This is a genomic window from Actinoplanes derwentensis (assembly GCF_900104725.1).
Classification (GTDB): Bacteria; Actinomycetota; Actinomycetes; order Mycobacteriales; family Micromonosporaceae; genus Actinoplanes; species Actinoplanes derwentensis.
The window spans coordinates 7,025,971-7,037,500 of the sequence record NZ_LT629758.1 but is presented as its reverse complement, the minus strand read 5'-3'; the positions used below and the strand labels follow the sequence as shown (position 1 = coordinate 7,037,500).

General features: G+C 65.1%; 8 protein-coding genes, 2 rRNA genes and 1 riboswitch (1 of these 11 cut by a window edge). Of the genes, 9 read left to right on the top strand and 1 reads right to left on the bottom strand.

The features are described 5' to 3' along the window. The 6 genes from BLU81_RS30940 to BLU81_RS30915 all read left to right on the top strand — a co-directional run. A 23S ribosomal RNA gene (locus BLU81_RS30940) occupies positions 1–2,693 on the top strand (it extends 422 nt beyond the left edge of the window). A gap of 111 nt (positions 2,694–2,804) precedes the next feature. Continuing rightward, positions 2,805–2,921, top strand: a 5S ribosomal RNA gene (rrf, locus tag BLU81_RS30935). A 132-nt stretch (positions 2,922–3,053) separates the two neighbouring features. Further along, a riboswitch (ZMP/ZTP riboswitch) is annotated at positions 3,054–3,145 on the top strand. A 20-nt stretch (positions 3,146–3,165) separates the two neighbouring features. Next, complete coding sequence (locus tag BLU81_RS30930; RefSeq protein ID WP_092549141.1) at positions 3,166–4,593, top strand: glycine hydroxymethyltransferase; 1,428 nt, start codon at positions 3,166–3,168, stop codon at positions 4,591–4,593. A gap of 200 nt (positions 4,594–4,793) precedes the next feature. Then, a complete protein-coding gene (locus BLU81_RS30925) occupies positions 4,794–5,816 on the top strand; it encodes a substrate-binding domain-containing protein (protein ID WP_092549138.1) in 1,023 nt (340 codons plus the stop codon). Positions 5,817–5,819: 3 nt separating this feature from the next. Further along, positions 5,820–6,830 (top strand): ABC transporter permease, encoded by a 1,011-nt coding sequence (locus BLU81_RS30920; protein ID WP_092549135.1) that lies wholly within the window; start codon positions 5,820–5,822, stop codon positions 6,828–6,830. Further along, positions 6,827–7,591, top strand: coding sequence for an ATP-binding cassette domain-containing protein (locus tag BLU81_RS30915; protein WP_092549132.1), 765 nt, complete (start codon positions 6,827–6,829; stop codon positions 7,589–7,591). The genes BLU81_RS30920 and BLU81_RS30915 overlap by 4 nt, the downstream gene beginning before the upstream one ends. 23 nt (positions 7,592–7,614) lie before the next feature. Here BLU81_RS30915 and BLU81_RS30910 read toward each other — a convergent pair whose 3' ends face one another. Continuing rightward, on the bottom strand, positions 7,615–8,220 hold the full coding sequence (locus BLU81_RS30910; protein WP_092549129.1) for a DUF4097 family beta strand repeat-containing protein: 606 nt from the start codon (positions 8,218–8,220) through the stop codon (positions 7,615–7,617). Positions 8,221–8,448: 228 nt separating this feature from the next. On the opposite strand from BLU81_RS30910, the gene BLU81_RS30905 reads away from it, so the two are divergent. From BLU81_RS30905 to BLU81_RS30895, 3 genes are read left to right on the top strand one after another with little or no spacing between them, the layout of a single operon-like run. Continuing rightward, a complete protein-coding gene (locus BLU81_RS30905) occupies positions 8,449–9,096 on the top strand; it encodes a TetR/AcrR family transcriptional regulator (protein WP_092549126.1) in 648 nt (215 codons plus the stop codon). Further along, positions 9,066–9,962 (top strand): ABC transporter ATP-binding protein, encoded by an 897-nt coding sequence (locus tag BLU81_RS30900; protein ID WP_092549123.1) that lies wholly within the window; start codon positions 9,066–9,068, stop codon positions 9,960–9,962. The genes BLU81_RS30905 and BLU81_RS30900 overlap by 31 nt, the downstream gene beginning before the upstream one ends. After that, positions 9,959–11,530 carry an ABC transporter permease gene (locus BLU81_RS30895; protein WP_092549120.1) on the top strand — a complete coding sequence of 524 codons (1,572 nt, stop codon included), beginning with the start codon at positions 9,959–9,961 and terminating at the stop codon, positions 11,528–11,530. Before BLU81_RS30900 ends, BLU81_RS30895 begins: the two co-directional genes overlap by 4 nt.

Below are 11,530 nucleotides of genomic sequence, written 5' to 3'. Positions count from 1 at the left end.
AAACGAAAATGTCTGACCTCCTTGAGGAACACCCGAGTAGCAGCGGACCCCTGAAATCTGCTGTGAATCTGCCAGGACCACCTGGTAAGGCTGAATACTTCCTGGTGACCGATAGCGGACTAGTACCGTGAGGGAATGGTGAAAAGTACCCCGGGAGGGGAGTGAAATAGTACCTGAAACCGTTCGCCTACAATCCGTCAGAGCCTCCTTTGCTGGGGTGATGGCGTGCCTTTTGAAGAATGAGCCTGCGAGTTAGTGGCATGTGGCGAGGTTAACCCGTGTGGGGTAGCCGTAGCGAAAGCGAGTCTTAATAGGGCGCCTTTTAGTCGCATGTTCTAGACCCGAAGCGGAGTGATCTAGCCATGGGCAGGTTGAAGCGTGGGTAAGACTGCGTGGAGGACCGAACCCACCAACGTTGAAAAGTTGGGGGATGACCTGTGGTTAGGGGTGAAAGGCCAATCAAACTCCGTGATAGCTGGTTCTCCCCGAAATGCATTTAGGTGCAGCGTCGCGTGTTTCTTGCCGGAGGTAGAGCACTGGATGGTCTAGGGGGCCCACAAGCTTACTGAAATCAGCCAAACTCCGAATGCCGGTAAGTGAGAGCGCGGCAGTGAGACTGCGGGGGATAAGCTTCGTAGTCGAGAGGGAAACAGCCCAGATCGCCAGCTAAGGCCCCTAAGCGTGTGCTAAGTGGAAAAGGATGTGGGATCGCATTGACAACCAGGAGGTTGGCTTAGAAGCAGCCACCCTTTAAAGAGTGCGTAATAGCTCACTGGTCAAGTGGTTCCGCGCCGACAATGTAGCGGGGCTCAAGCACACCGCCGAAGCTGTGGCATTCATACTTTACTTCGCTTCACTCTTCGTGAGTGTTGTGCAGGTGTGTGGATGGGTAGGGGAGCGTCGTATGGCGGGTGAAGCGGCGGAGTGATCCAGCCGTGGACGCCATACGAGTGAGAATGCAGGCATGAGTAGCGAATGAAGGGTGAGAACCCCTTCCGCCGGATGACCAAGGGTTCCAGGGCCAGGCTAATCCGCCCTGGGTGAGTCGGGGCCTAAGGCGAGGCCGAGAGGCGTAGTCGATGGATAACGGGTTGATATTCCCGTACCCGCAAAGAAGCGCCCAAGACGAACCTCGTTGTACTAACTACTTGATCAATTCAATGGCTTCGGCCGGCGATGCGGGAGACTAGGACCTCAGCGGGTAGTAGTTTAGCGATGGGGTGACGCAGGAAGGTAGATGATCCCGGCCGGTGGTTGTGCCGGGGTAAGCGTGTAGGACGTACCGTAGGCAAATCCGCGGTGCATATAGTCTGAGACGTGATGCCGAGCCGTTCTGGTGAAGTCATTGATCCTATGCTGCCGAGAAAAGCCTCTAGCGAGCTTTGAGCGGCCCGTACCCTAAACCGACACAGGTGGTCAGGTAGAGAATACCAAGGCGACGGGTGAACTGTGGTTAAGGAACTCGGCAAATTGCCCCCGTAACTTAGGGAGAAGGGGGGCCGGACGCGTGAAGCCACTTGCTGGTGGAGCGTGGTATGGCCGCAGAGAGCAGGGGGAAGCGACTGTTTACTAAAAACACAGGTCCATGCCAAGTCGTAAGACGATGTATATGGACTGACGCCTGCCCGGTGCTGGAACGTTAAGGGGACCTGTTAGCCCGTGAGGGCGAGGCGGAGAACTTAAGCGCCAGTAAACGGCGGTGGTAACTATAACCATCCTAAGGTAGCGAAATTCCTTGTCGGGTAAGTTCCGACCTGCACGAATGGCGTAACGACTTCCCCACTGTCTCAACCACAGGCCCGGCGAAATTGCAGTACGAGTAAAGATGCTCGTTACGCGCGGCAGGACGGAAAGACCCCGGGACCTTTACTATAGCTTGACATTGGTATCTGAATTTAATTGTGTAGGATAGGTGGGAGCCGGTGAAGCTCGGACGCCAGTTCGGGTGGAGGCAATGTTGAAATACCACTCTGTTGGGTTTGGGTATCTAACTTGCGGCCCTGATCGGGTCGAGGGACAGTGTCTGGTGGGTAGTTTAACTGGGGCGGTTGCCTCCTAAAGGGTAACGGAGGCGCCCAAAGGTTCCCTCAGCCTGGTTGGCAATCAGGTGTTGAGTGTAAGTGCACAAGGGAGCTTGACTGTGAGACTGACGGGTCGAGCAGGGACGAAAGTCGGGACTAGTGATCCGGCACTTGCGAGTGGAAGCGGTGTCGCTCAACGGATAAAAGGTACCCCGGGGATAACAGGCTGATCTTCCCCAAGAGTCCATATCGACGGGATGGTTTGGCACCTCGATGTCGGCTCGTCGCATCCTGGGGCTGTAGCAGGTCCCAAGGGTTGGGCTGTTCGCCCATTAAAGCGGTACGCGAGCTGGGTTTAGAACGTCGTGAGACAGTTCGGTCCCTATCCGCCGTGCGCGTTGGATACTTGAGAAGGGCTGTCCCTAGTACGAGAGGACCGGGACGGACGAACCTCTGGTGTGCCAGTTGTTCCGCCAGGAGCATGGCTGGTTGGCTACGTTCGGAAGGGATAACCGCTGAAAGCATCTAAGCGGGAAGCCTGCTTCGAGATGAGGTATCCCACCACCTTGAGTGGGTAAGGCTCCCAGCTAGACTACTGGGTTGATAGGCCGGAGATGTAAGCACGGTAACGTGTTGAGTTGACCGGTACTAATAGGCCGAGGGCTTAACCACCCTAAATTTTGTGCTTAGCGTCCACTGTGTGATTCACAGCAAACGAACAACCACCCCGATCCGGAGAAGTCCGGTCCTCGGGTTGCTGGTTGATGTTTCGCTGATGGCTGTTTCGGTGGTCATAGCGGAGGGGAAACGCCCGGTTACATTCCGAACCCGGTAGCTAAGCCCTCCAGCGCCGATGGTACTGCACTCGTGAGGGTGTGGGAGAGTAGGACGCCGCCGGACTCAAACGTATGGAAAGGCCCACCCGGGTGACCGGGTGGGCCTTTTCTGCGTTTGGAAGAGGATTGAATGACGGTGGAGTCGGCCGCGTCACGGGCAATGGGTGTGATGGGTTCCGGTACCGCCGGTATGCTGGGTCCGGGCCGTGACTGGCGCGTTCGGATGGGCTGACCATCGGGGAGCGGCTCCGTCGAGACGACGACATGCCGTGCGCCTGGGCCTCTTCGCTACGTGATAGGGAGGTCCCATGTCTGCAGAGTTGAACGCCGAGTCCGTCGCTTTCCGTTCCGCGCTCGAGGTGGTCCGCACGGTCGACCCGCGGATCGCTGATGCGATCGCGAAAGAGCTGACCGATCAGCGTGAGTCGCTGAAGCTGATCGCCAGTGAGAACTACGCTTCTCCGGCCGTCCTGCTCGCCATGGGTAACTGGCTCTCCGACAAATATGCGGAGGGCACCATCGGCCGCCGGTTCTACGCCGGCTGCCAGAACGTCGACACCGTCGAGTCGATCGCCGTCGAGCACGCGAAAGAGCTGTTCGGGGCTCCGTACGCGTACGTCCAGCCGCACTCCGGCATCGACGCGAACCTGGTCGCCTACTGGGCCATCCTCGCCGACCGGGTCGAGGTGCCGTTCCTCAAGAAGTTCGAGAAGCGGCAGATCAACGACCTGACCGACGCCGAGTGGGCCGAGCTGCGGCAGGCGTTTGGCAACCAGCGGCTGCTCGGCATGTCTCTGGACGCCGGTGGCCACCTGACCCACGGTTTCCGGCCGAACATCTCCGGCAAGATGTTCGACCAGCGCTCCTACGGTGTCGACCAGGCCACCGGCCAGATCGACTACCAGGCGCTGCGGGAGAGCGCCAAGGAGTTCAAGCCCGCGGTGATCGTGGGCGGTTACTCGGCGTACCCGCGGAAGGTGAACTTCGCGAAGATGCGCGAGATCGCCGACGAGGTGGGCGCGACGTTCATGGTCGACATGGCGCACTTCGCCGGTCTGGTCGCCGGTGGCGTGTTCACCGGGGACTACAACCCGATCCCGCACGCGCACATCGTCACCACCACTACCCACAAGAGCCTGCGTGGCCCGCGTGGCGGTGCGGTGTTCTGCCAGCCGGAGCTGTCCTCCCAGGTGGACCGCGGCTGCCCGATGGTGCTCGGTGGCCCGCTGCCGCACGTGATGGCCGCGAAGGCGATCGCGTTCGCCGAGGCCCGTCGGCCGGAGTTCGCGACGTATGCCCAGCAGATCGTCACCAACAGCCAGGCTCTGGCCGAGGGCCTGCTGAAGCGGGGTGTGCAGGTGGTCTCCGGCGGCACCGACAACCATCTGGTGCTGCTCGACGTGCACCCGTTCGGCATCACCGGCCGCCAGGCCGAGCAGGCCCTGCTGGACAGCGGCATCGTGACGAACCGCAACGCGATCCCGAACGACCCGAACGGCGCCTGGTACACCTCCGGTATCCGCGTCGGCACCCCGGCCCTGACCAGCCGCGGCCTGGGCGTCGCCGAGATGGACCAGATCGCCGACCTGATCCACACGGTCCTTGCCGCCACCACCCCGGCCGAGGGCTCGAAGGCCAAGTTCACCCTGGACCCGGCCCTCTCCGACCGGATCAGCAAGCAGGCCACCGAACTTCTCGCCCCGTTCCCGCTCTACCCGTCGGTCGACCTCGGCTGACAGTTCTTCCCAAAGCGCCGCCTTCATCGGATCCGTTCCGGTGAAGGCGGCGTTTGCCATTTCTCGCCAGGTTGATCGGCCGCAAGACAAGCCCGCGCCGTAGCTGAATGTAACTGCCGAGAAACCTGCTGTTGACACTCAGGGAGGGTGGGCGTCTACTGCCAGAGGCAGCGTCATCTCTCGATGTGTTCGGAGGGGGCATGCGCGGGTTCGGGAAAGCAGTGGTCTGCGTGATGCTCGTTCTCAGCGGGGCCGCGTGCAATCGGGGCACCGGGGAGCCGGTTGTCGGGCTGATCACCAAGACGGATACCAACCCGTTCTTCGTGACCATGAAGAACGGGGCACAGCGTGCGGCCGGTCAGCAGGCCGTCGAGTTGCAGACGTTCGCTGGGCGGGTGGACGGGGACACCGAGGCGCAGATGCTGGCGATCGAGAATTTGATCTCGTACGGCGCCAAAGGTTTTCTGATCACTCCGAACGACTCCAAGGCGATCGTTCCAGCGATCGACCGGGCGCACGACGCCGGGATGCTGGTGATCGCCCTGGACACCCCGGTCGAGCCGGCTGATGCCGCCGACGCCACGTTCGCCACCGACAATTACCAGGCCGGGCGGCTGATCGGGCAGTGGGCGAAGGCGAAGTTCGCCAAGGAGGGCAAGCAGGCGCGGATCGCCCTGCTCGACCTAAATCCGAACCAGGTCTCCGTCGACGTGCAGCGGGATCAGGGGTTCCTGGAGGGGTTCGGGGTGGACGTGGCCGACCCGGCGCGGATCGGTGACGAGAACGATCCGCGGATCGTCGGGCACGACGTCACCGACGGCAACGAGGACGGTGGGCGGACCGCGATGGAGAACCTGCTCCAGAAGGATCCGGCGATCAACCTGGTCTACACGATCAACGAGCCGGCGGCGGCCGGTGCCTATCAGGCGCTCAAGGCGGCCGGTAAGGATCAGGACGTCACCATCGTCTCGGTCGACGGTGGCTGCCCGGGTGTCGACAACGTGGCCGGTGGGGTGATCGGGGCGACCTCGATGCAGTTCCCGATCAAGATGGCCGAGCTGGGCGTGCGGGCCATCGCGGAGTACGCGAAGACCGGCGTCAAACCACAGAACACCGCCGGGAAGTCCTTCTTCGACACCGGTGTACAGCTGATCACCGACGATCCGCAGGCCGGCGTGGAGGCCGAGGACTCCACGTGGGGCCGGCAGAACTGCTGGGGGTGACCGATGGCGACCACCGCGGACTTCGAGGTACGGCGCAACGAATCGTTCGGGGCGCGTCTGCAACATCTGCTGCACGGCAATCCGGTCCTCGGGCCGCTTGCTGTGCTGCTCGTGGCGATCGTCGCGTTCTCGATCGTCAACGTCCGGTTCTTCGCCGCGGCCAACCTGTCGCTGGTGCTGTTGCAGGTCACCGTGATCGCGACGCTGGCGCTCGGGCAGACACTCGTCATCCTGACCGCCGGGATCGATCTGTCGGCCGGTGCGGTCGCGGTCTTCTCGTCGATCCTGATGGCGCTCTTCGCCACCAGCGCGGGGGTGCCGGCACCGCTCGCGCTGCTGCTCGGGTTCGCCTGCGGCACGGCGATGGGCGCGCTGAACGGGCTGCTGGTGACCCGGATCAAGTTGCCGCCGTTCATCGTCACGCTCGGCACGCTGACCATCTTCTTCTCCCTGAACTCGGTGGTCAGCAACAGCGAGACGGTGCGTGGTGCGGACATGCCGGGGCTGATGACGTGGACCGGGGACGCGATCCCGATCGGGGATTTCCGGCTCAGTTACGGGTCGATCATCATGCTGCTGCTGTTCGGGTTCTTCGCTTACGCGCTCAGCTCGACGGCCTGGGGGAAACACGTCTACGCGACCGGTGACGACGTGGAGGCGGCGCGACTGGCCGGTATTCGTACCGGCAGAGTGCTCTTCTCGGTCTATGCCACGGCTGGTCTGCTCTATGCGGTCGCCGGGTGGATCCTGATCGGCCGGCTCGCGTCGGCCAGCCCGAACGTCGGCACCGAGTACAACCTGGACTCGATCACCGCGGTCGTGCTCGGCGGCACCAGCCTCTTCGGTGGGCGGGGCGGAGTGGTCGGCACCCTGATCGGGGCGCTGATCGTCGGGGTCTTCCGCAACGGGTTGCAGCTGGCCGGGGTCGAGGTGGTCTGGCAGGGCTTCGCGATCGGCCTGCTGGTCCTGATCGCGGTCTCCCTGGATCAGTGGATCAGGAGGGTCAAGGCATGACGACTCCGGTTCTTCAAGCCAAGGGCCTTACCAAGGCGTACGGCCGGGTGGTCGCGATTGAAGGTAGTGACCTGGAGTTGCTGCCCGGGGAGATCCTCGCGGTGATCGGTGACAACGGCGCCGGGAAGTCGAGCCTGATCAAGGCACTGTCCGGCGCGATCGTCCCGGACCGCGGCGAGATTCTGCTGGACGGGCAGCCGGTGCGGTTCCGGAACCCGATGGACGCCCGGGCGGCCGGGATCGAGACCGTTTACCAGACTCTCGCGGTCGCGCCCGGCCTGGACATCGCGGACAACCTGTTTCTCGGCCGGGAGGAGCGCCGTCCCGGTGTGCTCGGTTCGGTGTTCCGGATGCTGGACCGTAAACGGATGCGGTCGGAGGCGGCCCGGCACATGAGCGAGCTGGGTGTCGGCACCCTGCAGAACATCGGGCAGGCGGTCGAGTCGCTCTCCGGTGGTCAGCGGCAGGCGGTCGCGGTAGCCCGGTCGGCGGCGTTCGGCAGCAAGGTGGTGATTCTCGACGAGCCCACCGCGGCGCTCGGGGTGAAGGAGGGCAACCGGGTCCTCCAGCTCATCCGTGACGTCCGTGATCGGGGTCTGCCGGTGATTCTGATCAGTCACAACATGCCGCACGTCTTCGAGATCGCGGACCGGATCCACATCCAGCGGCTGGGCCGGCGGATCGCGGTGATCACTCCGCAATCCCACTCGATGTCCGACGCGGTGGCGATCATGACGGGGGCGGCGCCGCCCCCGAAGTAATCGGATCAGAGACCGTGACCGGATCAGAGACCGTGGGCGGTGATGTCGCCGTTGGCGGTGGTGGCGTGGATGGTCAGGCCGGCGGTGCCGCCGGTGTTGCGGAGTGTGTTGGCGATGCGGCCGTGGGCGGTGCCGGCGTCCAGGACCGCGTCGCCGGCCGCGCCGACGGTGATGTCGCCGCTCTGGGTGCTGATCCGTGCGTCGCCGCCGAGTCGGCTGACGGTGATGTCGCCGGACTGCAGGGTGAGCCGGGCGGCGGCGGTCTCGTCGAGCCGGACCGTGCCGTGCGCGCCGTCATAGGTGACGTCCCCGAGCCGGCCGACCCCGCGCAGGTCCGCGGCGGCTGCGGTCGCCTCGATCCGGGAACCGGCCGGGAGCTGGACGGTGACCTCGACGGATCCGGGGGCGCCGGGGAAGCGTCGGCTCGTCTCCACGGTGTGGATCCGCAGCACACCGTCGTCGTAGCTGACCGTGACGTCCTCGGCTGCTCGCACATCGCGGGACTTGGCGGCGTTGGCGGGCCGGACCTCGACGGTGGTGTCGGCGCGGTCGGCGGCGATGAACTGGATCCGGCCGGCCGGGATGTCGAGGACGGCGGAGACGGGGGCGGGAGTGGCGTACGTCTGCATGGTGGACTCCTTCGATCTCTTGTTTCTGACATTGGAAACGCTACGTTGCCTTCGATGGGTGAGCAACAATCACATTGCGTTTGTGCGACGTACTAGCAGATCAGCGGCTTGAAATCATTGCAATGGCCGTGAATTCAACGCAACGAGCCGTTGCAATGGATGAAGAGTGAAGGCTATGACGGATGGAAGTTCGTGACTTGCTACACGACTGTGTAGTAGGCTACACAGGTGAGTAGTGACAGTGACCTGACCGCGCGGGCCCGGATTCGTGACGCCGCGATCGCGCTCTTCACCGAGCGTGGTGTCGCCGCCGCCACGATTCGGGACATCGCCCAGGCCGCCGGGGTCTCCTCGGGGTTGCTGCGGCACCACTTCGGTTCCAAGGAGGGGCTGCGCGACGCCTGTGACGAGTGGGCGTTCAGCCAGATCGCGCAGATGCAGATCCGGTTCTCCGAGAACCAGGCGGTCGGCGCGCTGATGCCCGAGGCGCTGGCGTTTCAGCATTACCTGGTGCGGTCCCTGATGGACGGTTCCGCCCGGGGTTCGGCCATGTTCACCATGGCGGTGGAGCACGGGGAGCGCTGGGTGGCCGGCACCGATCTGCAGACCTCCGACCGGCGGGCCTTCGCGGCCGTCCTCGGTGCCATGAAGTTGGGCATGTTCGTGATGCGCGACCAGCTCACCGCGGTGCTCGGTGAGGACGTCGGCGAGCCGTCCGGCTATCTGCGCATGATCCGGGCCTCGGTGGAGGTCTTCAGCCAGCCGCTACTCACCCCTGAACAAGCTGATCGCACGCTCAAGGAGCTGGATCAGCTCGGCGAAACGCTTAACGGAGAGAAGGGGCCATGGCAGATGCCATCGATGCCGACGGACTGATCAAACGGTTCGGGGCGGTCACCGCCCTGGACGGGCTGGACCTGACGGTCCGGACCGGCGAGGTGCACGGTTTCCTCGGGCCGAACGGGGCCGGCAAGACCACCACCATCCGCGTGTTGCTGGGCCTGATGCGGGCCGATTCAGGCTCGGCCCGGCTGCTCGGCGGTGACCCGTGGGCCGACGCGACGGCGCTGCACCGCCGTCTGGCGTACGTGCCGGGTGATGTCACGTTCTGGCCCAACCTCACCGGTGGTGAGGTGATCGACCTGCTCGGCCGGCTGCGCGGCGGCCTCGACACCGGGCGGCGGGACCGGCTGATCGAGCGGTTCGAGCTCGACCCACGAAAGAAGGGCCGGGCCTACTCCAAGGGCAACCGGCAGAAGGTGGCGCTGGTCGCGGCGCTGGCCTCCGATGTGGAGCTGCTGATCCTGGACGAGCCGACCTCCGGGCTGGATCCGCTGATGGAGGAGGTCTTCCGTGAGGTGATCCTGGAGGAGAAGCGGCGCGGGGACCGGACGGTGCTGCTGTCCAGTCACATCCTCTCCGAAGTGGAGGCGCTCTGTGACCGGCTGACCATCATCCGGGCCGGGAAGAGCGTGGAGACCGGCACCCTCGACGACCTGCGGCACCTGACCCGGACCACGATCCGGGCCGAGCTGACCGGCCCGGTGAACGGGCTGGCCGACATCCCCGGGGTGCACGGCCTGACCACCGAGGACGGCCGGGTCGCCTTCGACGTCGACGCCGCGGCCCTCGAACCGGCGCTGCGATCCCTGGTCGCGGCCGGGGTGCGCAGCCTGGTCAGTCAGCCGCCGTCGCTGGAGGAACTGTTCCTGCGGCACTACACCGGGGCGCAGTCCCGATGACCGGCACGTTCGGGTTGCTCCGGCTCGTCCTGCGACGGGACCGGATCATCATGCCGCTCTGGGTGCTCGGCCTGGGCATCCTGCCGTGGGTCTACGTGACCGGCTTCGACTCGTTGTTCAGCACAGTCCAGGAGCGGGTGGACTACGCGCGGATCAGCGCCGCCAACACCGGGTTCGTCGCGCTCTACGGACCGCTGCGCGGCGACAGCCTGGGTGAGCTGGTGGTCTGGCGTGGCGGGTTCGTGCCCGTGATGATCGCGCTGGCGGCGCTGCTCACGGTGCTGCGGCACACCCGCGCGGACGAGGAGGCGGGGCGTACCGAGCTGATCCGGGCCGGGGTGGTCGGGCGGTTCGCGCCGCTGGCCGCCGCGGTGCTCGCGACCGTGCTGGCGTGCACCGTGATGGGGGTGGTCGTGGCGGTCACCCTGATCGGGCACGGTCTGCCGGGCGGCGGTGCGATGGCGCTGGGCGCGGTGTTCGCCGTCAGCGGCTGGGCCTTCGCCGGGGTGGCGGCGGTCACGGCGCAGCTCAGTGACAGTGCCCGCGGTGGCCGTACGATCGCGGTCCTGGTCCTCGGGGTGTCCTATGTCCTGCGGCTCGGCGGCGACATCTCGGCGATGGGGGACAGCCGGCTCGACTGGCTGTCCTGGCTCTCCCCGATCGGCTGGGTGGAGCGGGTCTTCCCGTTCGGGGCGGACGACGGGGGTCCGCTCATCCTGACGGTCGCCCTGACGTTGGTCACGGTGGGTGCCGGGGCGTTTCTGCTGACCCGCCGGGACCTCGGTTCGGGCATTCTGGCCAGCCGTCTCGGACCGGCTACCGCGGGGGCGGCACTGCGCTCGCCGATCGGGCTCGCCTGGCGGCTGCATCGGGGACTGCTGTTCGGCTGGACCGCCGGGTTCGCCGTGCTGGGCCTGGTCTTCGGTGCGGTCGCCAACAGTGTGGTTCAGTTGGCCGACGACTCGTCCGGGGTGACGGAGATGTTCACCCGGATCGGCGGCACCACTGCTGTCGCGGACGCCTACTTCGCCATCGCCGCGCAGTTGAGCGGGTTGATCGTCGCCTGTTATGCGGTGCAGTGCGCGCTGCGGATGCGGGACGAGGAGCAGTCCGGGCATGCCGAGGCCCTGCTCAGCACCGATGTCAGCCGCTGGTCCTGGGCCGCCGGGCACCTGGTCTTCGCCGTGGGCGGGCCGGCTGTCGCGCTGTTCGCCGAAGGTCTGCTCGCCGGGCTGGCGTTCGGTGATCTCGGTGGGGTGCTGGCGACCACGCTGGTTCAGTTGCCGGCCGTCTGGGTGCTGGCCGCGGTGGCGACGCTGCTGATCGGGGCGGTGCCGAAACTGGCGGCGGCGGCCTGGGCGGTGACTGCTGCGGCGTTGCTGATCCTGCTGGTGGGGCCGTTGCTCAAGGTCGATCAACTGGTGCTCGACCTGTCGCCGTTCACCCATGTGCCGCGGCTGCCGGGGGACGCTTCCGCGGTCGTACCGCTGCTGATGTTGACCTTGATCGCGGCCGTCCTCGGTGGCGCCGGACTGATCGCCCTGCGCCGCCGGGACGTCCCGGTGTGA

Coding starts and splice junctions, on each gene's coding strand:
- BLU81_RS30930 (WP_092549141.1), top strand. CDS start 3,166: ATGTCTGCAGAGTTGAACGCCGAGTCCGTCGCTTTCCGTTCCGCGCTC.
- BLU81_RS30925 (WP_092549138.1), top strand. CDS start 4,794: ATGCGCGGGTTCGGGAAAGCAGTGGTCTGCGTGATGCTCGTTCTCAGC.
- BLU81_RS30920 (WP_092549135.1), top strand. CDS start 5,820: ATGGCGACCACCGCGGACTTCGAGGTACGGCGCAACGAATCGTTCGGG.
- BLU81_RS30915 (WP_092549132.1), top strand. CDS start 6,827: ATGACGACTCCGGTTCTTCAAGCCAAGGGCCTTACCAAGGCGTACGGC.
- BLU81_RS30910 (WP_092549129.1), bottom strand. CDS start 8,220: ATGCAGACGTACGCCACTCCCGCCCCCGTCTCCGCCGTCCTCGACATC.
- BLU81_RS30900 (WP_092549123.1), top strand. CDS start 9,066: ATGGCAGATGCCATCGATGCCGACGGACTGATCAAACGGTTCGGGGCG.
- BLU81_RS30895 (WP_092549120.1), top strand. CDS start 9,959: ATGACCGGCACGTTCGGGTTGCTCCGGCTCGTCCTGCGACGGGACCGG.